At 72.2% G+C, this 23259-nt stretch carries 19 protein-coding genes; 7 read left to right on the top strand and 12 right to left on the bottom strand.

Translation table 11 applies throughout. From position 1 onward, the window contains the following. Nucleotides 1–84: 84 nt before the first annotated feature. A complete protein-coding gene (locus OG900_02880) occupies nucleotides 85–927 on the top strand; it encodes a methyltransferase domain-containing protein (GenBank protein WUH89180.1) in 843 nt (280 codons plus the stop codon). Nucleotides 928–1036: 109 nt separating this feature from the next. Continuing rightward, complete coding sequence (locus tag OG900_02885) at nucleotides 1037–2839, top strand: VCBS repeat-containing protein (GenBank protein WUH89181.1); 1803 nt, start codon at nucleotides 1037–1039, stop codon at nucleotides 2837–2839. Between the two features lie 14 nt (nucleotides 2840–2853). On the opposite strand, the gene OG900_02890 is transcribed toward OG900_02885, so the two are convergent. Continuing rightward, nucleotides 2854–3384 carry a signal peptidase II gene (locus OG900_02890; protein ID WUH89182.1) on the bottom strand — a complete coding sequence of 177 codons (531 nt, stop codon included), beginning with the start codon at nucleotides 3382–3384 and terminating at the stop codon, nucleotides 2854–2856. Between the two features lie 170 nt (nucleotides 3385–3554). On the opposite strand from OG900_02890, the gene OG900_02895 reads away from it, so the two are divergent. Then, nucleotides 3555–5942: a phosphoketolase family protein gene (locus OG900_02895; protein ID WUH89183.1), complete on the top strand. Its 2388-nt coding sequence runs from the start codon at nucleotides 3555–3557 to the stop codon at nucleotides 5940–5942. A 159-nt stretch (nucleotides 5943–6101) separates the two neighbouring features. On the opposite strand, the gene OG900_02900 is transcribed toward OG900_02895, so the two are convergent. From OG900_02900 to OG900_02935, 8 genes are all read right to left on the bottom strand, one after another. Next, a complete protein-coding gene (locus OG900_02900) occupies nucleotides 6102–7136 on the bottom strand; it encodes an LLM class flavin-dependent oxidoreductase (GenBank protein ID WUH89184.1) in 1035 nt (344 codons plus the stop codon). After that, nucleotides 7133–7924, bottom strand: a complete 792-nt coding sequence (locus OG900_02905) for an alpha/beta fold hydrolase (GenBank protein WUH89185.1) — start codon at nucleotides 7922–7924, stop codon at nucleotides 7133–7135. Before OG900_02905 ends, OG900_02900 begins: the two co-directional genes overlap by 4 nt. A gap of 140 nt (nucleotides 7925–8064) precedes the next feature. After that, entirely contained in the window at nucleotides 8065–9855 is a 1791-nt protein-coding gene (locus tag OG900_02910; protein WUH89186.1) for a hydantoinase B/oxoprolinase family protein, read from the bottom strand. Further along, a complete protein-coding gene (locus OG900_02915) occupies nucleotides 9852–11915 on the bottom strand; it encodes a hydantoinase/oxoprolinase family protein (GenBank protein ID WUH89187.1) in 2064 nt (687 codons plus the stop codon). The genes OG900_02910 and OG900_02915 overlap by 4 nt, the downstream gene beginning before the upstream one ends. Before the next feature lie 60 nt (nucleotides 11916–11975). Further along, on the bottom strand, nucleotides 11976–12302 hold the full coding sequence (locus OG900_02920) for a hypothetical protein (GenBank protein WUH89188.1): 327 nt from the start codon (nucleotides 12300–12302) through the stop codon (nucleotides 11976–11978). After that, on the bottom strand, nucleotides 12299–13189 hold the full coding sequence (locus tag OG900_02925; protein ID WUH89189.1) for an ABC transporter permease: 891 nt from the start codon (nucleotides 13187–13189) through the stop codon (nucleotides 12299–12301). The genes OG900_02920 and OG900_02925 overlap by 4 nt, the downstream gene beginning before the upstream one ends. After that, nucleotides 13186–14016: an ABC transporter ATP-binding protein gene (locus OG900_02930; GenBank protein WUH89190.1), complete on the bottom strand. Its 831-nt coding sequence runs from the start codon at nucleotides 14014–14016 to the stop codon at nucleotides 13186–13188. Before OG900_02930 ends, OG900_02925 begins: the two co-directional genes overlap by 4 nt. Nucleotides 14017–14066: 50 nt before the next feature. Then, complete coding sequence (locus OG900_02935) at nucleotides 14067–15098, bottom strand: ABC transporter substrate-binding protein (protein ID WUH89191.1); 1032 nt, start codon at nucleotides 15096–15098, stop codon at nucleotides 14067–14069. Between the two features lie 271 nt (nucleotides 15099–15369). Between OG900_02935 and OG900_02940 the strand changes: the two genes are divergently transcribed. Continuing rightward, on the top strand, nucleotides 15370–16242 hold the full coding sequence (locus tag OG900_02940) for a fumarylacetoacetate hydrolase family protein (protein ID WUH89192.1): 873 nt from the start codon (nucleotides 15370–15372) through the stop codon (nucleotides 16240–16242). A gap of 31 nt (nucleotides 16243–16273) precedes the next feature. After that, nucleotides 16274–17827, top strand: coding sequence for an AMP-binding protein (locus OG900_02945; protein ID WUH89193.1), 1554 nt, complete (start codon nucleotides 16274–16276; stop codon nucleotides 17825–17827). Between the two features lie 69 nt (nucleotides 17828–17896). Here OG900_02945 and OG900_02950 read toward each other — a convergent pair whose 3' ends face one another. Continuing rightward, nucleotides 17897–18646, bottom strand: a complete 750-nt coding sequence (locus tag OG900_02950; GenBank protein ID WUH89194.1) for a GntR family transcriptional regulator — start codon at nucleotides 18644–18646, stop codon at nucleotides 17897–17899. A gap of 275 nt (nucleotides 18647–18921) precedes the next feature. Next, complete coding sequence (locus OG900_02955) at nucleotides 18922–19380, bottom strand: MarR family transcriptional regulator (protein ID WUH89195.1); 459 nt, start codon at nucleotides 19378–19380, stop codon at nucleotides 18922–18924. Nucleotides 19381–19495: 115 nt separating this feature from the next. On the opposite strand from OG900_02955, the gene OG900_02960 reads away from it, so the two are divergent. Both OG900_02960 and OG900_02965 read left to right on the top strand, forming a co-directional pair. Then, nucleotides 19496–20605 carry a substrate-binding domain-containing protein gene (locus OG900_02960; protein ID WUH89196.1) on the top strand — a complete coding sequence of 370 codons (1110 nt, stop codon included), beginning with the start codon at nucleotides 19496–19498 and terminating at the stop codon, nucleotides 20603–20605. A 342-nt stretch (nucleotides 20606–20947) separates the two neighbouring features. Beyond that, nucleotides 20948–22657 carry a hypothetical protein gene (locus tag OG900_02965; GenBank protein WUH89197.1) on the top strand — a complete coding sequence of 570 codons (1710 nt, stop codon included), beginning with the start codon at nucleotides 20948–20950 and terminating at the stop codon, nucleotides 22655–22657. A 182-nt stretch (nucleotides 22658–22839) separates the two neighbouring features. On the opposite strand, the gene OG900_02970 is transcribed toward OG900_02965, so the two are convergent. Beyond that, nucleotides 22840–23199: a hypothetical protein gene (locus tag OG900_02970; GenBank protein ID WUH89198.1), complete on the bottom strand. Its 360-nt coding sequence runs from the start codon at nucleotides 23197–23199 to the stop codon at nucleotides 22840–22842. Nucleotides 23200–23259 lie beyond the last annotated feature (60 nt).

Raw genomic sequence — 23259 nt, forward strand, 5'->3', positions numbered from 1 at the left:
CCGCTGCCTGGCGGAACTCCGCCACACCGTGACGGGCGGCGGCGCGGATCGTTGAGGTGTCGACACCAGGCAACGAGGAGATGTGTGCACAGCATCGTCAACATCGAGCAGGCGGCAGCCTGGAACGGTGACGAAGGCGTCCACTGGGCGGATCACCAGGCGGACTACGACGCCGTCAACAGCGGCTTCAACGAGGCGCTGTTCGCGGCCGCCCTGGTCGGCGACCGGGACCGGGTGCTCGATGTCGGGTGCGGCAACGGGCAGGTCACCCGGCTCGCCGCCCGCCGCGCCGAGTGGGGCCACGCGGTCGGCGTCGACCTGTCGGCGCCGATACTGCGCCGCGCGCGGGCCATGGCGGTCGTCGAGGACGTCACCAACGTCGAGTTCGTGCAGGGCGACGCCCAGGTCCATGCCTTTCCCGACGGCCGCTTCGACGTCGCCGTCAGCCGCTTCGGCGTGATGTTCTTCGCCGACCCGGTCGCCGCCTTCCGCAACGTGCGCCGCGCGCTGCGGCCCGGCGGGCGGCTGGCCTTCCTGTGCCTGCAGCCCATGGAGCGCAACGAGATCGGCTCGGTCCTCAGCTCCTTCACCCGCCGCCACACGCCCGCCGGGTCCCCCGTCAGGCCCGCCGACCTGGCCGGCGCCTTCTCCCTCGCCGACCCGTCGGCGGCCACGGCGCTGCTCGAACGCGCCGGCTTCCACGACGTCGCCGCCACCGGCGTCGAGGCACCCCAGACCTGGGGCAGGGACGCGGTCTCGGCCGCCCGCTTCCTCGCCGGCTGGGGCCCGGTCCGCGCCATCTTCCCGGCCGAGCCGCACTCCTGCGACGGGGCCCATGCGGACCTCTACGAGGCCCTGACGGCGTACGAGACCCCCGCGGGTGTCCGGCTCACCGGCGCGGCCTGGCTCGTGACGGCCACCGCCTGAGGCCTGCCACGGCCGGCGGCCGCGTACAACCAATCGACCTGACGGGTGGTCGGACGGGGTGGGGGCGCAAGGACGGCGTCCCGCGCTGTCCGACCGGGAGGAACCCTTCTTGCTTTCCCACCGCACCCGTCGCCGCCGTCTGGGCACGGCCGTCGCCACCGTTCTCGCCGCCACCCTCGGCGCCGCCTCGCTGACCGCCGCCCCCGCGGGCGCGGCGGAGGGGTCGGGCGCCCCGCTCCCGATGGTGCCCGGCGCCACCCTGGCGTCCGCGGGCTCCCTGGGCTTCCTGACCCGGGTCCCGCACAGCTACCAGGGCGGCGAGGACGGCAAGCTCCGCTGGACCCCCTACGCGGGCGGGGCGACCCGCGACACGCTCTACGACGAGGTCGAGGGGATCGCGGAGCCGGCGGGGGACACGGTCGTCACGGCGAGCGAGATCTTCGGGACCAAGGCGCTGGACATGGCCACCGGCGTGTCGTTCGGCATGCGGCCGGTCGACGACGGCATGGACAGCCTCTTCGCCGGCGCCGCGAGCTCGGCCCTCTTCGTCCGCGGGGCCTCGCACCTGTGGCTGGAGACCGCGGACGCCGAACCGCGTGCCGTGCGGGGCCTGCCGGAGAAGACCGGCTACGACCGGGTGCAGCCGGGCGACGCCACGCACGCGCTGCTCGGCACCCGGACCGCGGACGGCGGCAGGCGCATCGCCCTCATCGACCTGGCCGACGCCACCCTCGGCTTCCCCTTCCCGCCGCAGGCACGCGACGCCGTGGTCTCCGGCAACCGCCTGGCCTGGGTCGAGGACGACACCGCCGCGAACACCCTCCGAGTGGTCGTCAGGGACCGGGCCACCGGCGCCGACACCGTCGTGCCCGTGCCGGGGAGCACGGCGGGAGCGGACCCGGCGATCGGCCTGCTGGGCGACTGGGTGATCTGCGGGGCGGTCGCCCTGCACATCGGGACCGGCGAGAAGGTCGCGCTCCTCGACCGCGCCGACGCCTCGTTCGGCATCCCCGACGGCAGCGGGCAGATCGTCCAGGGCAGCAGCGCCACCGAGGGCGCGGGCGTCTTCCGCGTCTCGACCGGCGCGGACGGCCGCCCGGTGGTGCGGCTCCTGGCGCACGCGGGCACCGCCACCTCCGCCCTGCACGACTTCGACGACGACGGCCTCGCCGACGTGCTGGGCCGGGACTCCGCGGGCGTGCTGTGGCGGGACAGCGCCGGGGACGGGCTCCCGCGGACGCGGATCGGCGGCGGCTGGCAGATCTACGACAAGATCGAGTCCGTCGGCGCCGTCGCGGGGGTCGACAGCCCCGACTTCCTCCCCAAGCTGGTCGCCCGGGACAAGGACGGGGTCCTCTGGCTGTACACGGGCCGGGAGGACGGCGGCTTCGCCCCTCGGGTGCGGATCGGCGGCGGCTGGCAGGCGTACACCCACATCGCCGGCGGCAGCGACCTCACCGGCGACGGCCTCCCCGACCTCGTGGCCGTCGACCCGGCCGGGGTGCTCTGGCTCTACCGCAGCACCGGCGACGCCGCCCGCCCCTTCGGGACCCGCAAGAACATCGGGACCGGCTGGAACATCTACAACGAGCTGACCGCCGTCGGGAACTTCGCCGGGGCGCCCGCGGGCGACCTCGTCGCCCGGGACAATGACGGCGTCCTGTGGCTCTACCTCAGCAAGGGCGACGGGACCTTCACGCAGCGCACGAAGATCGGCGGCGGCTGGCAGGGCTACTCGCACCTCATCGGCGCCGGCGACGTCGACCACGACGGCAAGGCCGACCTCCTCGCCTCCTATCCCGGTACGAACACCGTCTACCTCTACACCGGGACCGGCGACCGCAACCGCCCGGTCGAGAACCGGGTGGTCTCCGACGCCCAGACGGGCTACGCCTACGACCACCTGGCCTGAACCGGGGGGAAGCGTCAGCCGGCCTCGCCGGCCGCCGCCGGGTCGGCCGGCTTGGCGGCCGGCGGTGTGAGCGGCACGCCCCGCAGGAGCTGGACCATCACGGTCAGCACGCCGGCCATGACGCACTGGTCGCTGAGGTTGAAGATGCCTCCGTGCCCGACCTGGATGAAGTCAAGCACCGCTCCCCGTCCGAAACCGGGGGTGCGGAAGATGCGGTCCGCGAGGTTGCCGCCGGCCCCGGCGAAGATCAGGCCGAGGCCGGCGGCCCAGCCGGGGGTCCGCACCTGGGGGGCCGTGCGGGCGATGAAGGCGAGGACGCCGATCGCCAGCACCGTGAAGACCAGGGTGGCGCGCGGCGCGAAGGATCCGGCGGCACCGGAATTGCGGTAGGCGGTGAAGGTGAGGTGGCCGCCGAGCAGGTGGCTCGGCGGGTGGCCCTCGACGGCCACGGCCGCGATGGCCTTGGTGACCTGGTCGAGCGCGAGCCCCGCCGCCGCCGTGATCCACAGCACCCGCTGTGCCACTCGCCCGCCAGAAGTCGGCATGGGCAGCCTCCCGCGTGTCCGTCACCGTACCGTCCCGTCGAGCGTACGCCCGACCCCTGGCAGCCCCCTATCGTGGCAAAATCTTCCATATCCCCCCGAACGGCCCTACTGCGGCGGGCGGCGGGCGGGAAGGCTGGTGCGGACGACACCGTCCCCGCCTGGAGGTCCCGATGCCCGACGCGTCCACCACCCGCCCGCCCGCGGCCCTGCCCGAGGACGAGCTGCGGGCGCTCGACGCCCACTGGCGGGCGTCGAACTACCTCGCGGTCGGCCAGATCTACCTGATGGGCAACGCGCTGCTGACCGAGCCGCTGCGGCCCGAGCACATCAAGCCGCGCCTGCTGGGGCACTGGGGCACCTCGCCGGGGCTGAACCTGGTCCACACCCACCTCAACCGGGTGGTCCGGGCCCGCGACCTGGACGCGATCTGCGTGTGGGGGCCCGGCCACGGCGGCCCCGCCGTGCTGGCCAACTCCTGGATCGAGGGCAGCTACACCGAGGCCTACCCCGAGATCACCAGGGACGCCGTCGGGATGGCGCGGCTCTTCCGGCAGTTCTCCTTCCCCGGCGGCGTCCCCTCGCATGTCGCCCCGGAGACGCCCGGCTCCATCCACGAGGGCGGCGAGCTGGGGTATTCCCTCTCGCACGCCTACGGCGCCGCGTTCGACAACCCCGGCCTCGTGGTCGCCTGCGTCATCGGCGACGGCGAGGCGGAGACCGGGCCCCTGGCCGCCTCCTGGCACTCCGACAAATTCCTCGACCCCGTCCACGACGGCGCCGTACTGCCGATCCTGCACCTGAACGGCTACAAGATCGCCAACCCCGCCGTACTGGCCCGCCTCCCCCGGCAGGAGCTGGACGACCTGCTGCGCGGCTACGGCCACGACCCGATCCACGTCACCGGCGACGACCCCATGGCCGTCCACCAGCTGATGGCCGCCGCGATGGACACCGCCCTGGACCGTATCGCCGCCTTCCAGCGCGCCGCCCGCGAGCAGGGCGCGACCGAGCGGCCGCGCTGGCCAATGATCGTGCTGCGCACCCCGAAGGGCTGGACAGGACCCGCCGAGGTCGACGGCCTGCCCGTCGAGGGCACCTGGCGGGCCCACCAGGTGCCGCTCCCCGCGGTGCGGGACAACCCGGACCACCTGCGGCAGCTGGAGGAGTGGCTGCGCTCCTACCGCCCCGACGAACTCTTCGACGCCGACGGCCTCCCCAGCCCGCAGGTGCTCGCGTGCGTCCCCGAGGGCGCCCGCAGGCTGGGCGCGAACCCGCACGCCAACGGCGGGGCGCTGCTGCGGGACCTGCCGCTGCCGCCGCTGAACGACTTCGCCGTGCCCGTCGACACCCCGGGCGCCACCCTGCACGAGGCGACCCGCGTGCTGGGCGCGATGCTGGAGCGGGTCATGGCCGACACGGCGGAGCGCCGCAACTTCCGGCTGGTCGGCCCGGACGAGACGGCGTCCAACCGGCTGCAGGACGTCTACGGGGCGACGGGCAAGGCCTGGCAGGCCGAGGTCCTGGACGTGGACGAGGACCTGGACCGGCACGGGCGGGTGATGGAGATCCTGTCCGAGCACACCTGCCAGGGCTGGCTGGAGGGCTACCTGCTGACCGGCAGGCACGGCCTCTTCTCCTGCTACGAGGCCTTCGTGCACATCGTCGACTCGATGGTCAACCAGCACATCAAGTGGCTGCGCACCACCCGCGACCTGCCCTGGCGCCGCCCGATCGCCTCGCTCAACTACCTGCTCACCTCGCACGTCTGGCGGCAGGACCACAACGGCTTCTCCCACCAGGACCCGGGCTTCATCGACCATGTGCTCAACAAGGCGCCCGAGGTCGTCCGCGTCTACCTCCCGCCGGACACCAACACCCTGCTCTCGGTGGCCGACCACGTCCTGGCCTCCCGGGACTACGTCAACGTCGTCGTGGCCGGCAAGCAGCCCGGCTTCGACTGGCTGTCGATGGACGCCGCCCGCGCCCACTGCGCCCGCGGCGCGGGGCTGTGGGAGTGGGCCGGCACCGAGGACGTCCGCCGAGGACCCGACGTCGTCCTGGCCTGCGCCGGCGACGTACCGACCCTGGAAGTGCTGGCGGCGGCCCAGCTGTTGCGCCACCACCTGCCCCAACTCGGCGTCCGGGTCGTCAACATCGTCGACCTCGCCCGCCTGATGCCGCACGACGAGCACCCGCACGGCATGACGGACGCCGAATACGACGCCCTCTTCACCCCTGACAAGCCGGTCATCCTCGCCTACCACGGCTACCCCTGGCTCATCCACCGCCTGGCCTACCGCCGCACCGGCCACGCCAACCTCCATGTGCGCGGCTACAAGGAGATCGGCACGACGACCACGCCCTTCGACATGGTCCTGCGCAACGACCTCGACCGCTACCGCCTGGTCATGGACGTCATCGACCGCGTCCCCGGCCTGCCGGTGACCGCTGCCGCCGTACGCCAGCGGATGGAGGAGGTGCGCCTGCGGCACCACGGCTGGGTCCGCGAGTACGGCACCGACCTGCCCGAGGTCGCCGACTGGGCCTGGCAGGACTGACCGGGCGGGAAAAGGGACCGGCAAACGGGGGACCGGGCGGAAAAGGGACCGGGCGGGACTCACCGGTCGGGGAGAAGACCGGTCCGCCGTCGCACCCCCCGTGGTGTGCGACGGCGGACCGGTACGGCCGGGCGGCGGGAGGACCGACCGTCCGGCCAGCTATCGGTCGTGCCGGGCGAAGGTCGACGCGAAGGCGTCGAGCTGGTTGTGCGGCAACTGGTAGGAGGACGGGCCGAGCAGGTAGAAGGACTCGATGCCGACACCCATGGCGGCGTCCACGCGCTTGCCGAGCTGGCCGGGGGTGCCGGCCAGCGTCAGGTGGGACGCGAAGCGCTCGGCGTCGTCGTCGCCGATGTAGCGGTCGGCGATCGCGACGGCGAGGTCCCAGCTCTCCGCGTGGGTGATGTCGGGGTAGACGCCCTCGACCACGTCGGGCACCTCGATGTCGATGCCGACCGCGCGCAGCGCGGCCCCGGCGCCGAGCTGGGCCATGGCCAGGCACAGCGGCTTGACCTGGCGGACGGCGTCGGCCTCGTCCTGGGTGACCAGGGTGTGCGCGGCCAGCACGACGTCGAGGTCGGCCAGGGTGCGGCCGGCGCGCTCGGCCCCGGCGCGGATGAAGCCGGTGCCGCGTTCGACCAGCGGCGGTGCGGTGCCCGCGGCGAGGATCACGCCGTCGGCGACCTCGCCGGCGAGCGCGAGCGCCTTGGGGCCGCTGGCCGCCATGTAGACCGGCACCTCGCGGGCCGCGTGCCGGCGCAGCCGCATCGGCCGCTCGCCGTACGGGCCCGGCCAGCTGGCCTCCTCGCCGCGCAGCAGGCCGCGCAGCAGCGCGATGTTCTCGCGCATCCGGTGCAGCGGGGTGGGCCGCTTCCCGATGGTCTTCACCGAGCTGTCGCCGGTGCCGAAGGCGACCTTGACCCGGCCGCCGGAGATGTCGTCGACGGACGCGACGGCATTGGCGGTGACCGCGATGTGGCGGGTCTCGAAGTTGGTGACCGCGACGCCGATGCCGATGTGCTCGGTGCGGTCGGCGACCAGGGCCGCGGTGGTCCACACGTCGTGCCACAGGAACTGCGAGTCGGGGATCCACACCGTGTCGAGGCCCTCGGCCTCGGCCCGCCGGGCGAAGTCGGCGACCTCACGGGCGGGCGCGCAGGGCGGCAGGCGCAGGCCGAACCGGGGGGCGCTCATGCCGCGTCCAGGAAGTCGCGGACCACGTCGGTGAATTCCTCGGGGAGGTGGTCGGGCAGCGGCACCATGCCGCCCTTGATCTCCTCTATGCGGATGCCGGGCACCGCGGCGGCCCAGCGGGGCAGGTCGCCGTAGGCGACGTCGCCGGGGGCGCCGACCGCCATGACGGGGCAGCGCAGCCGCGGCAGCCTGGTCTCCATCTCGTAGCGCGCGACGGCCGCGTGTCCCTCGTGCCGGCGCGTACCGGCCGTCAGCGCGTCCACGATGAAGGCTTCGAGCAGGTCGGGGCGGCCCGGCGGGTAGTACGGCTGGCGCGCGCGCCACAGTTCGAGCAGGTGGTCGCCGTCCTCGTGGACCTCGGCGTGGTCGACCCGGGGGCGCTGGGTGCGGCCCTCGGCGTCGACCAGCGGGGTGCAGGACAGCACGATCTTCTCCACCCGGTCGGGGTGGACGGCGGCGACCTCGACCGCGATGACCCCGCCGGTGTGGTGGCCGACCAGGCTGGCCCTCTCGATGCCGAGGGCGTCGAGCAGTTGGACGACGCCGTCGGCGTAGGCCTCGACGGACTCCACCAGGGGGCCGTCGGCGGGGGGCAGGGGGGCGGAGGAGGCGCCGTAGCCGAGGGTGTCCATGGCTATCGCGCGGTGGGTGCGCCCGAGCAGCGGCACCACATCGCGGAATTCCGTCCAGGAGCGGGGCGACTGGTGCAGCATCAGCACCGGCTTGCCTTCGCCCTCCTCGACATAATGGATCTGGCCTGCCGGAACATCGGCATACGCGCGGCGCATCTGCGGCCTCCCTGCCAGCGAACTGCCGGAGCCGTGGCGGCTACCGGCGTGAACTGTATTCACTTCCGAGATTCTAACGTACATCTTCTCGATAATTGTGCACACATTCGGCGGTCAACGGCCCCCGGGTGCGCGCCCGTTCAGCCTTCCCGCAGCCGGGCGGTGGCCGCCTCGTCCAGCCGGAAGTCCTCGCCGTCGGCGACCACGGCCACACCGTAGGAGTCCCTGGCCGCCGCGGGCGAGACATAGCCGGCCCGCACATCGGCCAGCACGCGGGAGGCCGGGCGCTCGTACGGGTCCCCGTAGCCGCCGCCCCCGCCCAGCTCCACGACATGGCAGTCGCCGGCGGACAGCCGGGTGCCGACCTTGCCGTTGGGGAAGTCGACGCGCTCGCCGTCGGCCTGCTCGACGGAGATCCGGTTCGCGAGCGCGTCCCGGCCGCCGGCCAGGCCCCAGGGGGCGCAGGAGGTCCGCTCGATCCAGGAGTCCAGCCGGGCGGAGGTGTTCATCCGCACCCGTATCCGGGTGCCGAGGCCGCCGCGGTTGCGTCCCGCGCCGCCGGAGTCCTCGCGCAGCGCGTACTCCTCGACGGTCACCATCGGGTATTTGGCCTCGATGACCTCGGCGGGGGCGTTGTGCGTGTCGCCGTCGTTGATGCAGATGGTGGCGCTCTGCCCGTCGGCGCGCGAGGTGGCGCCCCAGCCGCCGCCCTGCGGGCCGCCGAAGAACTGGAAGAACTGCCCGGTGCTGTCGTCGACACCGTAGCTGTGCGTCATGCCGAGGTCCGCGTAGTGCCCGGCGATGACGCCGTCGGGCAGCACATCGGCCAGCGCGCGGAAGACGCAGTCCACCACCGTCATCGGATAGGTCATCCACCAGCGCATCGCGGCAGGCTTGGTGGCGCTGACCACCGTGCCGGGCGGCAGGGTCACGTCCAGGGGGCGCACCGAGCCGGAGTTGATCGGCCGCCGGCCGGGCGAGGTCAGACAGGTGAAGGCCACCTGCGCGGCCGAACGCCCGGCAGTCGCGCCCGAGTTGAAGTAGCCGGCGACCTGCGGGCTCATCTCGCTCAGGTCGATGGTCATGGTGTCGCCCTCGACCACCACCCGGACCCTGATCGGCACCGGTGTGCCGGTGTGCACACCGTCGTCGTCCATGTACGCCTCGGCCCGGTAGTCGCCGTCCGGGATCTCGCGGACGGCCTGCCGCGCCAACTCCTCGCTGTGGTCGAACAGTCCGGTGATGCCGGCCTGCACGGTGCCCGCGCCGTAGCGCTCCAGCAGGGTGCGCATCCGGGTCTCGCCGGTGCGGATGGCCGCGACCTGGGCGCGCAGGTCGCCCATCGCCAGGTCGGGGAAGCGGACGTTGGTGGCGATCAGCCGGGTCAGCTCGTCGTCCTGGACGCCCTCCTTGAACAGCTTCACGATCGGGATCTGCAGTCCCTCGGCGAAGATGTCCGTGGTGGTGCCGCCGAGCAGGCCGCCCACGTCGAGCCAGTGCGCCATCGACGCCGCGAAGGCGACGAGCCTGCCCTCGTGGAAGACCGGCAGGGTGAAGATCATGTGGTTGAGGTGACTGCCCATGATGTAGGCGTCGTTGGTCAGCAGGATGTCGCCGGGCTTGATGCCGCCGGGTCCGTAGAAGGCGATCTTGGCCTTGATCGCGTCGGACAGGCCGCCGACGAACATCGGCAGGCCGAGGCCGACCGAGATGGTGTCGCCGTTGGCGTCGAAGAGGCCGACCGTGAAGTCCTGGGCCTCGTAGATGATGAGGTTGTAGGCGGTCCTCATCAGGTTGGTCTTCATCTCGTCGGTGATCGAGACCAGCGAGGCGCGGATGATCTCCGTGGTGATCGGGTCGGTCGCGGCGGGTACGGCGTCCCGCGCCGCGTCGGCGGCGGGCACGGTGGCGTTGTCCATGGCGGTGCTCACTGTCCGATCGTCAGGAGGAGGTTGCCGAACGCGTCGACCTCAAGGGTGTCGCCGGGCCGCAGCAGCGTCGTGGCGGTGGGCTCCTCCACCACGGCGGGACCGGCGATCCTGTTGCCCGCGAGCAGTGCCTCGCGGGCGTAGACCGCGGACGGGACGGGCCCCTGCGCGGGGGTGAAGACGATGTCGCGGGCGCCGGTCCTGGCGCCGGCCGGGGGCTCGTCCCGCCCGCGGGCGATCTTGGGCAGGTCGGGCTTGCCGAGGGTGCCGACCGCGGACACCCGCAGGCTGACGATCTGCGCGCGCTCCTCGGGCGCGCTGTGGCCGTAGCGCTCCCCGTGGGTGACGTCGAAGGCCCGCTTCAGCGCCGCGGCGCCCGGCTCGTCGGGGACCTGGACGGTCACGGTGTGCTCCTGGCCGACGTAGCGCATGTCGGCGGCACGCTGGAACTCCAGGCCCTCGAAGCGGACCGCGCCGTCCCGCAGCGCCTGCGCGCACTCGTGCTCCAGCTCCTGGAAGGACGCTTCGAGCGAGCCCGCGGTGTCGGCGTCGATGTGCTCCTCGGTGCCCAGGGTGCGGACCCCGGTCTGCACGATGTCCCTGCGGACGTCGGCCATCAGCATGCCGAGCGCGGCGAAGACGGCGGGGAAGGGCGGCACGACGACCTTGCGTATCGCCAGCTCGCGGGCCACCAGCGAGATGTGCAGCGGCCCGTTGCCGCCGTAGGCGAACAGCGCGAAGTCCCGCGGGTCCAGGCCTCTTTCCGTGGTGACCGCGCGCACCGAGTTGGCCATGGCGGCGGCGCCGATCGCGATGACGCCGGCCGCGGTGGCGGTGGGGTCGAGGGACAGCTCCGCCGCGAGGGCGCCGACCGCCCGGTGGGCGGCGTCGCCGTCGAGTTCCAGGCCGCCGGCCAGCAGGCCGCCGGCCGGCAGGTGGCCGAGGACGACCGCCGCGTCGGTGATGGTGGCCTGGGTGCCGCCGCGGCCGTAGCAGGCCGGGCCCGGGTCGGCGCCCGCGCTGCGCGGGCCGACGTGGATGCCGCGGGCGTCGTCCAGCCAGGCGATGCTGCCGCCGCCGGTGCCGACCTCGACGATGTCCAGGCACGGGATGCGGATCGGCAGCCCGGTGCGGTATCCGCCGAGGAAGTAGTCGCTGGCGAGCGGGAAGGTCAGGTCGCGGATGACGGCCGTCTTGGCGGTGGTGCCGCCCATGTCGAAGGCGATGGCCTCGCGGTAGCCGAGCGCCTCGCACAGCGCGATGGTGCCGACCACCCCGCCGGCCGGTCCCGACTCCAGCATCTGCACGCACTGCGACGAGGCGGTGGCCACGTCGCACACCCCGCCGTTGGACTGCATGATGGCCAGCGGCGCCGCGGAACCGCCCTCGGTGAGGCGCTGGTCGAGCCGCCGCAGGTAGTCGCTGACCAGCGGGCCGACGAAGGCGTTCGCCGCGGCCGTCGAGGTCCGCTCGAACTCCCGGTATTCGCGGCTGATCTCGTGCGACAGGCAGACATAGGCCCCGGGCAGCTCCTCGCGGAGGATCTCACCCATCCTGATCTCGTGCGCGGGGTCGCGGTAGGCGTGCAGGAAGGTCACGGCGACCGCCTCGACGCCCTGGGCGGCGAGCCGGCGGGCGACCTTCCTGGCCTGATCCTCGTCCAGCGGGGTCGTCACCCGGCCTTCCGCGCCGAGCCGTTCGGCCACCTCGTGAATCAACTCGCGCGGTATCAGCGGCTCGTGCCGGGTGAAGGCGAGGTTGAACGCGTCCGGCCGGTTGATCCGGCCGATCTCGTAGACGTCCCGGAAGCCGGCCGTGGTGACCAGGGCGGTGCGGGCGCCCTTGCGCTCGATGAGCGAGTTGACCACGACGGTGCTGCCGTGGATGACGAACGCCAGCTCGTCCAGCGCCGTCCCGGCCGCGGCCAGCCCGTCGAAGACGCCCTGGATCATGTCCTGCGGTGTGCTGAGCGACTTGCCCAGCAGCAGCTGACCGGTGAGGTCGTCGTACGTGACGACGTCGGTGAAGGTGCCTCCGATGTCGACGGCTGCACGCAGTGCCATGGTGTCTCGCTCCTCGTCGGTACGGGGTGGTGCGCGGTGGTGCGGCGGGACCGGCGCGGCCTACTGGCAGCGGTGGGCGGCCAGGAAGCCGCGCAGGATCTCGTCCCAGGTCTGCCGGGCCCGCAGGTGGGCGCCCGCCGGGTCGTCACCGGCGGGGCCGCCGACCGCGGCGACCACCCGCAGGTCGGTGTCGGCCAGGTGCCGGTCGGGCGGCGGCGGGTCGAGCAGGGCGACCCGCCCGCCGTCCGCCAGCGCGGCCAGCGCACCGGCGAAGCGGCCGGCGTCGACGCCGGCCGCCCGCACCAGTGCCGCCAGCCGCGTGGCGGGCAGCGCCTGCCGGGGTGCCGCGGCGAGCGCGGCCAGCAGGGCCTCTGTGTCGGTGGTCATCCACGGTTCCCGGACTGCGGGTGGTGCCGCAGCACGACCCGTTCCGCGATGTCGATGGCCGCGTAGAACAGCACGCCGATGAGGGCGAGCGCGATGACGGAGGCGAACAGCAGCGGCACGTTCTGGTTGCCGCTGGCCGACAGCGTCAGGTAGCCGAGGCCCGAGCCGCCGACGATGAATTCGCCGACGACCGCGCCGATCACCGCGAAGGTGACCGCGACCTTCAGTCCCGCGAAGATGCTCGGCAGCGCGGTCGGCAGCCGCACCAGCCAGAACAGCCGCATCCTGGAGCCGCCCATGGAGCGGCCGAGCCGCACCAGGTCGGGGTCGATGGACGTCAGGCCCAGCGCGGTGTTGACGATGACCGGGAAGATCGCCACCGACACCGCGATGATGACGTCGGTCTCCAGGCCGAAGCCGAACCACACGATGAACAGCGGCCCGAGCGCCACCTTCGGCACCGCCTGGGTCATCACGATCAGCGGGTACGCGACCCGCTCGACCGTCTTGGAGAAGGCGATCGGCACCGCGAGCAGGACGCCCGCGGCCACCGCGACGAAGAAGCCGAGCAGGATCTCCTTCAGCGTGAACCAGCTGTGGTGCAGCAGTGGTTGGTGGTAGGTGTTGAAGGCCTTCGCCACCTGCACGGGAGTCGGCAGCAGGTAGTCGGGAGTGCCGCCGACCACGATCGCGATCTCCCAGGCGAGCAGCACCAGCAGCACCGCGAAGAGATACCACACCGCGGTCCACTGCCCCACCCGCCCGGCCAGCGCCACGGCGGCGCCGCGCGCCCCGGGGTCGCCGGCCGGCCGGTCCGCTCCGACCGCCTCCGCCCCGGCCGTCCCGAACTTGTGCCGGGTGGGAACACGCTGACCGGTCCCCGTCATGATCGGGCTCCTTCCACTGCTGCCGGCTGCACCTCGTGGGCCAGCAACTTGCGCAGCCGCGCGGTGTAGGCGGTGAACTGCGGCAGTTCGCGCACCTGCGGGCCGCGCGGGACGGGCAGGTCGATCGCCACGTCGGCGATGATGCGGCCCGGCCGGGCGGACATCACCACCGCGCGGTCGCCCAGGAAGACCGCCTCGTCGATGCCGTGCGTGACGAAGACGACGGTCGCCCCGGAGTGGGCGGTGAGCGCGGCCAGTTCGGTGTTCAGGTTCTCCCGCGTCAGCGCGTCGAGCGCGCCGAACGGCTCGTCGAGGAAGAGCAGCGGCGGTTCGTGCACCAGCGCTCGGCAGATGGCGACCCGCTGGCGCATGCCGCCGGACAGCTCCCGCGGATAGCGCTGCGCCGCGTGCTCCATGCCGACCAGCGCGAGCAGTTCGCGGGCGCGGTCGCGGTAGGGGGCGGTGGCCAGGCCGCGCATCCTGAACTGCATCAGGATGTTGTCCTCGCAGGTGTGCCAGTCCAGCAGCAGGTCCCGCTGGAACATCACCCCCGCGTCGACCAGCGGTGCGGTCACCGGCCGGCCGCCGACGGACGCGGTGCCGTCGGTGGCGCTGTCGAGGCCAGCCAGGATCGCCAGCAGGGTGCTCTTGCCGCATCCGCTGGGCCCGAGGATGCTGACGAACTCGCCGGCGCCGATGGCCAGGTCGATGCCGTCCAGTGCGCGTACCGCCGCGCCGCGGGCGGAGCGAAAGGTCTTGCCGAGACCTTCCACCCGCAGCGGCAGGCCGGCGGACGCCGTGGGCGGGCGCTTAGCGGTGCCGGTCATGATCGTCTCCCCTTCCCGTTCCGCACCGTGGCCGGGTCTGCGGTGCGCAGCTAGCACGTTGCCACACTCAGCGGGTCCTTCCCGGAGAACAGGTCATTCGCGTAGAAGCGGCTGCCGTTGGTGGCGCCCGGCAGTCCCGCGTAGGTCTTCATCGCGTTGGCGGTGATCACCCAGTCGCGGTTGGCGTTCATGCCGAAGGGCTGGTCGAGCTGTCCAGGCGAGCAGTAGAAGGGCAGTGTCGCCTTCAAAGTGCCCATCGCCTGGGCCGGGTTCAGCTCCGGGTGCTTGGCGAGCAGCGCGTCGATGGCGGCCTGCGGGTTCTTGGCGGCGGCCTGGTAGCCGCGCAGCACCGCGCGGACGAAGCCGTGCACCTGGTCGGGGTCCGAGCTGAGCAGGCTCTTCTTGACCAGCACGGCGTAGTCCGGCGGGTTGTAGCCGGCCTGGGACTGCGGCAGGAAGGTCGACGGCCGCTTGGTCAGGGTGGCCGCGAGGAACTGCGTGGTGTAGACGGCGTCGACGTCCTTGGAGCCGGCGTAGGCGGCGCCGAGCGTCGTCGGGTCGGAGACCACCAGGTGCACCGCCGACTTGTCCAGGCCCTCGGCGGCGATCGCGGCGAAGACGTTGGGCTGCGCGGAGGCGGTGACCAGGATCTTCTTGCCGGCCAGCTGCTTGATCGAGGTGATGCCCGAGTCCTTGGGCACGAAGAAGCCGAAGCTGCTCAGGCCGAGCGGGGTGGCGACGCTGGTGATCGGCTGGCCCTGGCCGACGGCCAGCACCAGGTTGACCGCGGCGGCCATGCCGTAGTCGGAACCGCCGCTGTTCACGTCGGTGATGGTCTGTCCCGAGCCCTTGCTGTCGCGGATCGTGACCTTGAGGCCCTCGTCCGCGAAGTAGCCCAGCTTCTCTGCGTAGTAGATCGGTGCGTCACCACCCGAGGTGACGAACGGGCCGCGGTAGCTGACCGAGGTCAGCTTGCCCCCTTTGCCCGACCCCGAGTCGCTGCCGCAGGCACTGGCACCGACGAGCAGGAGAGTGCCGACCGTCAGTGCTACGGCGCTGCGCAGGGTGCGTCGTGGGATCACGGCGTCCATCCTTCCTCGATTGCTTCAAGCGGTCGCTTCAAGCCGAATGATTCAGGTGATTCAGGTGTTTTGGGATGCTTCATGTGCTCAAGTGGCGTCACTGGCAACGCACTTCAAGGCGGGTTGCCCGACCGGCCGTGGATCCCATGGGATAACGGCAGCCCAGTCTTTGTATCCAAGATAATACGATTAGTATACACTCGGAGGGGAAGAGCGTACAGGAGACCGGTGTTTCGCGCATTCTTGGCTCATCAACGGGAGGACGGGACCGATGCGACTGACGACGATCCGATGGGAAGGCGGCACCAGGGCGGGCCGGGTGGACGGGGACGACATCCGGCTGCTCCCCTACTCCGACGTCGGTGCACTGCTCGCCTCGGGTCCCGACTGGCGGGCCAGCGCGCTGATGCAGTCGGACGGCGGCCGGGTGTCGTGCGCCGACGCCGACTACGCGCCACTGGTGCCGCATCCGGAGAAGGTCGTCTGCGTCGGCGTCAACTACCGTGACCACGTCGCCGAGGTGGGCCTGGCGCTGCCCGACCACCCCACGCTGTTCGCGAAGTACAGCCGCAGCCTGATCGGCCCCTACGACGACCTAGTGCTGCCGGCCAACTCCGACGCGGTCGACTGGGAGGTCGAACTCGGCGTCGTCATCGGCCAGACGGTCAGGGACGCCGACGAGGAGCAGGCCTGGCAGTCGGTGGCCGGCTACACCATCGTCAACGACGTCTCCATGCGCGACTGGCAGCTGCGCACCTCGCAGTTCCTGCAGGGCAAGACCTTCGAGGCCTCCACCCCGGTCGGCCCCTTCCTGGTCACCCCCGACGAGGTCGGGCACGCCAGGGCACTCGCGGTGAGCTGCGCCGTGGACTCCACGGTGATGCAGCAGTCCGACACCAGCCAGCTCATCCACTCGGTCGGCAGCCTCATCTCCTACATCAGCTCCTTCATCACCCTGGTCCCCGGCGACCTGATCGCCACCGGCACCCCGGCCGGCATCGGCGGCGCCCGCCGCCCGCCGCTGTACCTGGCGGCCGGCCAGACCCTGCGCACGGCCATCGCCGGCCTCGGCGAGCAGGCCAACCGCTGCGTGGCGCCCGCCCGTAAGCCCGGCCCCGTGCACAGCGCGCAGGGGGTCAGGTGACCGGGCAGGACCGGCCGGCGGGCGGTGCGCGATGCGCGTGATCGAGTTCTTCGACCGCGGGGTGTCCCTCGACCCCGGGGCCGTCGCCTTCATGCGGCAGGACGGCACCGACGCGATGACCTACGCGCAGGCGCGGGAGATCACCCACCGGGTGGCCGCCGCCCTGCACCGCGACCTGGGCGGCGAGGCCCAGGTCGCGGTGCTCAGCCCGAACGACCCGCTGGTGATGCCGTGCGTGCTGGGCATCATGCGGGCCGGCTGCCGCTGGGTCGCGCTCAACGCGACCTCCAGCACCGAGGAGTTGGCGGCGATGCTCGCCCTCGTCGGCGCCCGCATGCTGGTCTACGCACCCCAGTCGGCCGACACCGCGTGGCAGTTGAGCGAACTCGTGCCGCAGCTCGACCACCTGGTGGCGCTGCGGCCGACGCCGGGCGGCGAGCTGTGCCTGGAGGACTGGATGGCGCCCGAGGGCACCCGGGTCGAGCTGCCGCCGCTGGAACCCGAGGGCGTCGCCGCCTACTTCGGCACCGGCGGCACCACCGGGCGCCCCAAGGCGGTCGGGCTGCCGCACCGCTCGCTTGAGGCGATGATCCACGCCTTCAACGCGCACCTGCCCGAGCGGCGGCCGGTCAACCTGGTCGCCGCCCCCCTCACCCACGCGGCGGGCGCGGCCGCCTTCCCGGTGCTCAGCCTCGGCGGCACCACGATCATCCACGACGGGGTCTCGCCCGCGGACATCCTGCGCTCCATCGAGGAGCACCGGGTCACCCGCCTGCTGCTGCCGCCCACCGCGATCTACGCGCTGCTCGACCACCCGGACGCGGGCAAGCGCGACACCTCGAGTCTGCGCTACTTCCTCTACGGTGCCGCGCCGATGTCGGTGGCCAGGCTGGAGCAGGCGATCAGCGTCTTCGGCCCGGTGATGGCGCAGTTCTACGGCCAGGTGGAGGTGCCGATGATGTGCGCCTTCTTCTCGCCCGAGGAGCACAGCGAGGCGCTGGCCGACCCGGCGCTGCGGCGGCGCCTGGCCAGTTGCGGGCGGCCGTCGCTGGTGGCCAACGTCGCGATCATGGACGACGAGGGGCAGCTGTGCGGCAGCGGCGAGCACGGCGAGATCGTGGTGCGCAGCTCGCTGCGGATGACGGGCTACCACGACGACCCGGACCAGACCGCCGCGGTGCGCCGCCCCGGCGACTGGCACGCCACCGGCGACATCGGCTACGTCGACGAGGACGGCTTCGTCTACCTGGTCGACCGGAAGCGCGATGTCATCATCTCCGGCGGATTCAACGTCTTCCCCAGCGAGGTCGAGCAGGTGCTCTGGTCGCATCCCGCGGTCGGCGACTGCGCCGTCATCGGGCTGCCCGACGACAAGTGGGGCGAGCGGGTGACCGCGGTGGTGGAGCTGAAGGCCGGAGCGCGGGCCGGCGCCGAGGAGGTCATCGCGCTGTGCCGGGAGCGGCTCGGCAGCGTCAAGGCGCCCAAGCAGGTCATCTTCCGGCAGTTGCCGCGCTCGGAGGCGGGCAAGGTGCTCAAGAAGACGCTGCGCGACGAATACTGGGCCGGGCACGACCGGCGCATCTGACCCCGGGGAGCAAAAAAAAGGGGTGCCGCCGGACCCTGGGGTCCGGCGGCACCCTCTCGTGTCACCGGGCTACGGTGCCATCCCCCGGCCGGGTGTGCGCCCGGCCTTGGCCATGACCACCGCGGCAGGCAGCGCGAAGGGCGCGTGCCGCTGCGAGGTCATCAGGTGCATCGCGGTGCCCGCCAGGTGGTCGACCATCAGGTCCCTGGCCCGCTCGGCGTCCCGGGCGGCGCAGGCGTCGAGGATCGCGCGGTGCTCGGCGACCTTCACCGCGAAGACCTCCGGGTCGAGCAGCCGCAGGAAGGCCCGCTGGTAGCGCTCGGCGTGGTCGAACTGCCGGCTCAGCTCGTCGTTGAGCCGGGCGCCCGCGCCGATCCGCAGGCCCGCGTGGAAGCGGCCGTGGGCGTCCGCGTCGGCCCGCGAGGTGGTCAGCTCCAGGTCCCGCTCAAGCCGTTCGAAGTCCTCACCGCGCAGTATCGGCACGGTCAGCCATATGGCCAGGCCCTCGCCGAGCACCCGCATCGAGTAGAGGTCGTCGAGGTCGCTCATGCTCAGGGTGCTGATGTGGACCGAGCGGTGCGGCCCGCCGCTGACCACCAGCCCCTCGCTGACCAGCTGCCGCAGCGCCTCGCGCAGCGGGGTGCGGGAGACCTTGAGCCGGTCGGCCAGCTCCAACTGGCTGATCTCGGCTCCGGGTTCCAGCTCTCCCAGCAGGATCAGGCGGCGCAGCTCGTTGTAGACGCTCTGCTCTCCGCCGTCCGACCGGACGGTCGTCTTCGCGGGTCCCGCCACTGACGCCACCGCCTCTCTCTTTGTCATGGGGTCGCACTCGCCGTAAACGCCATCGAAACGGACGGTCTGACCCTGTTATTGTGCACAATTTTCTTTGAATTGGCCACAACACCCCTCGTCAGGCGCGCTGTGACAAACGTCAACCACGCGAGTGGTGTATGGGGTCACCGGTGCGGCCGGCCTGCGCCGCGGCAGGGGCACCCGCCGCCGAGGCGGGGCCCGAGCGCGTACGCCGGAACCCACCGGAAAAGGGGCACCTCACCCCGGAAGGGGCGGGCCGCCCTCGAAAGCACCCTGGGCGGTCAGCCGGGTAAGTGGGCGCGCGAGGTGTCGCCCGCGACGTCCGCCAGCCGCGCCAGAGCCGCTGCCAGGTCGCCGCGGTCGCCGAGCGCCGCGAGCACCCGGGCGTGGTCCTCGGCCACCCGGTGGGCGGCGCGCTGGTGCAGGATGCGGCCGCGGGCGGCCAGGTGCAGCAGCACCCGGCGCCGGTCGCCGGGATCGGCCCTGCGGTAGACGAGGTTATCGGCGACCATCCGGTCCACCAGCTTGGTCAGGCTCGGCGCGGGCATCAGCGCGTAGTCGGCGATCTCCGTCATGGGGTGCCCGCCGCCGTCCGCCACCGCGCTCAGCACACGCCACTGCTCGACCGAGCAGTCCTCGGCCGCGAGCAGCTCCGACAGCCGCGCCACCATGAGGCGTTCGGCGCGGCTCAGGACGAGCGCGAGGTCCCGCCCAGGCTGCTGTGCCGGATCCGATGGCATGTTTGCCGGTGTCCTTTCCCAGGTCTACTGTTCGGCCACATTAGGAGGTCTCTGCGAGGGCGCCGGGACCGGGTCGGTCTTCCTCGTACCCGTACGCCCCTCCGGAGGTGGCCGCATGCTCCCGGAACCGCCGGACATCTCCCCGCGGCGGCCCCGCGGCAGGCCCGCCGCGGGCACCGATCTGCCGCTCACGGTGGCGCTCGTGGTCCCGCTGCACGGTCCCGGCGGCATCCTCGGCCCCTCCTGCGAACTGGCCGCGCAACTCGCCGCGGAGGAGCTGAACGACGCGGCCGGCGTGGCGGGGCGGCCGGTCCGGCTGGTCCCGGTGGACGGCGCGGGGCCGCCGGAGCAGGTGGCCGCGCGGGTCGAGGCGCTGGTGCGGCTCGGTGCGGTGGACGCGGTGGTCGGCTGGCACATCTCGGCGGTGCGCCGGGCGCTCGCGCCGCGGATCGCGCACCTGGTGCCGTACGTCTACACCGCGCAGTACGAGGGCGGCGAACGCACTCCGGGGGTCTTCCTCACCGGGGAGACCGACCGGCGCCATCTGCTGCCCGCGATGCGGATGCTGGCCGAGGCGACCGGTGTACGCCGCTGGTTCACGGTCGGCAACGACTACGTGTGGCCGCGGGTCACCGCGGCCGCCGCCCGCCGGCACGCGCGGGACTGCGGCGGGCGGACGGTCGGCGAGGCGCTGCTGCCGCTGGGCAGCACCGACTTCGGCCAGGTCCTGCGGCGGATCGAGAGGAGCGAGGCGGACGCGGTGCTGATGCTGCTGGTCGGCGCGGACGCGGTGCGCTTCAACCGGGCCTTCGCCGCCCACGGGCTGCAGGACCGCTGCCAGCGGCTGAGCACCCACATGGACGAGAACATGCTGCTGGCCAGCGGCGCCGACGGCACCGCGGGACTGTGGGCGGCGGCGGGCTACTTCGAGACGCTGGCCACCGCGGAGAGCCTGGACTTCAACCGGCGCTTCGCCCGCCGCTTCGGGGTGGACGCGCCCGTGGTGGGCAGCCTCGGCGAGTCCTGCTTCGAAGGGCTGCGGCTGCTCGGCGCGCTGGCCGAGCGGGCGGGCTCGGCGGACGTGCGCGCGATGCACGCGGTCCGCGACTCGGTCGGCTACGAGGGCCCGCGCGGCGCCCTGCGGCTGCGCGGCAGCCACCTCGACCAGCGGGTCTACCTGGCCAGGGCGGACACCTTCGACTTCGCGGTCGTCGCCCAACTGTGAGCCCCCCTCCGGGCATTGACAGTACCTTCCCCAGGAAATACTTTCTAGGGGAAGCATCTGGCGCCGGGCGGCGCCGGCCCGCACCCCGCGCCCCGGCCGCCCGCCGGCCGCGATCCCGGATTCGCCGCGGAATTCCGCCGACCGGGCAGCGGAAGCGGATCACCGCTTTCCCTGGAATACGCTCTCCCGTCAATCTACGCGCGTCGCCCAATTCCTGGCGACGCGTCACGTATTTAAAGGCCCCGACATCACCGAGAAACAAACCGGCGGGACTCTTCGAACGCCGCCGGGGACGTATCCCCGGCGGCGGATCGCACACCGCGGACGGAAAAGGGAGTTCTCGTGACGGACACGGTCGACACACCCGCGCCTCCCGACGGCGCCACCGGTACGACGACCCGCCGCTACAACGGCTGGACGAAGAACACCACGCTGGAGGACTACTCGCTGCGCTACGCGCCCAAGTCCTTCCGCCGCTGGACCCCCTATGTGGTGGCCACCACCGCACTCGGCGGCATCGCCTATCTCGCCGACTTCGCGATCGGCGGCTCCATCGCGATCTCCCACGGATTCAGCAGCGCGCTGATCGCGATCCTGGCCGCCGCGGTCACCATCTTCCTGACCGGAATTCCGATCTCGTACTACTCCGCGAAATACTCCATCGACATGGACCTGTTGACCAGGGGCGCCGGATTCGGTTATCTCGGCTCCACCCTCACGTCCATCATCTATGCGAGCTTCACCTTCATCTTCTTCGCCCTCGAAGGCTCGATCATGGCCCAGGCGCTCGACCTCGGGCTGCACATCCCGCTCGCGGTGGGCTATCTGATCTGCGCGCTGATCATCCTGCCGCTGGTCTTCTACGGGATGACCGCGCTGTCGACCATGCAGGTGTGGACGCAGCCGGTGTGGCTGGTGCTGATGGTGGCGCCCTTCGTGTCCATCGCCATCCAGGACCCGCACGCCTTCTCGCGGTTCACGCACTTCGCGGGCAACTCGCCCACCGGTTCCTCGGTCAGCCTGATCGGGGTGGGGGCGGGCGCCGGTGTGGCGCTGTCGCTGATCGCCCAGATCGGCGAGCAGGTCGACTACCTGCGCTTCATGCCGGACAAGACGCCGGCCAACGCCCGCCGCTGGTGGTCCGCGGTGCTCGCGGCCGGTCCCGGCTGGGTGGTGCTGGGCGCGGCCAAGCAGATCGGCGGCGCCTTCCTGGCCTTCTACATCGCCGGCCACATCGGCCTGGCCAAGGCCAACGAGCCGATCCAGCAGTACGTCTCGGGTATCCACACCTTCGCGGCGCCGGTGGCACTGGGCCTTGCGACCTTCTTCGTGATCCTCTCGCAGATCAAGATCAACACGACGAACGCCTACTCGGGCTCGCTGTCCTGGTCGAACTTCTTCTCCCGGCTGACCCACCGCCACCCCGGCCGGGTCGTCTACATCTTCCTCAACGTCGGCATCGCCCTGGCCCTGATGGAGGGCGGCGTCTTCGGCTTCCTCAACACGGTGCTCGGCTTCTACTCCAACGTGGCCATCGCCTGGATCGGCGCGGTCGTCGCCGACCTGGTGATCAACAAGCCGCTGAAGCTCAGCCCGTCCTTCATCGAGTTCAAGCGGGCGCACCTGTACAACTTCAACCCGGTGGGCTTCGGTTCGATGCTGGTGGCGTCCGCGGTGTCCATCGCCGCCTACTTCCACGCCTTCGGCGCGTACGGCAAGGCCTTCTCGCCCTTCATCGCGCTGTTCGTGGCGATGGTGCTCTCACCGCTGCTCGCGGTGGCCACCAAGGGCCGCTACTACATCGCGCGGACCGACGACCAGGCGGAGCCGCTGTTCGGCGAGGACGGCCTGCTGTCGGCGGCGACCATGACCTGCACGGTCTGCGCCGAGGACTTCGAGCGCCCCGACATCGCCGGCTGCCCCTTCCACAGCGGTGCGATCTGCTCGCTGTGCTGCAGCCTGGACAAGGACTGCCACGACGCCTGCAAGCCCGCCGCCCGCGGGGCCGGCGGCCCGGTCGACCTCGGGATGCCGACGACCGCCGCCGGGTGACACGCGCGACGGTAAGGGCCAGGTGCCGGTCCGCGGGCTTTCCGCGGACCGGCACTTTGCTGCGTCCCGGGTCTTTACGCCGTCTCCCTGGATGGTCTAGAACGACAGTCATCCGATGTTACGTGAGCCCGGTGTCCCGTTTCCGCACGCGGCAGAGGAGTCATACGCGGGAGCAGGCGCATTCATCGGACTACTACGTCAACGCCGTTGACTGAAAGCCGTATCGCCCTGGAGGGCATCGTGCAGAACTTCCCCCGCCGTCGCCGGCGGGTTCCGTACAGACGGGTCGTCGCGCTCTGCTCGGCGGCGCTCACCGTGCTCGCGGGCGCCGCCGCCGGCTTCGCGCCGCCGGTGGCGATCACCTCGCCCGCGGCGGGCGACACCGTCGGTGCCGCGCCCGTCGTGGCGGGCTCGGCCGAGCCCGGCGCGAGGGTCACGGTGACGTCCGACGGGGCGCCGCTGTGCACGGCCGCCGTCTCCGGCAGCTGGACCTGCACGGGCGCCGGCGGGCTCGCCGCCGGGCCGCACACCTTCGAGGCCACCGCCGAGGACCCGACAGCACCCCGGCGCAGGGCGCCACCGTGGCGGTGGCCACGGCCTGA

The sequence above is a fragment of the Streptomyces sp. NBC_00433 genome (assembly GCA_036015235.1).
Classification (GTDB): domain Bacteria; phylum Actinomycetota; class Actinomycetes; order Streptomycetales; family Streptomycetaceae; genus Actinacidiphila.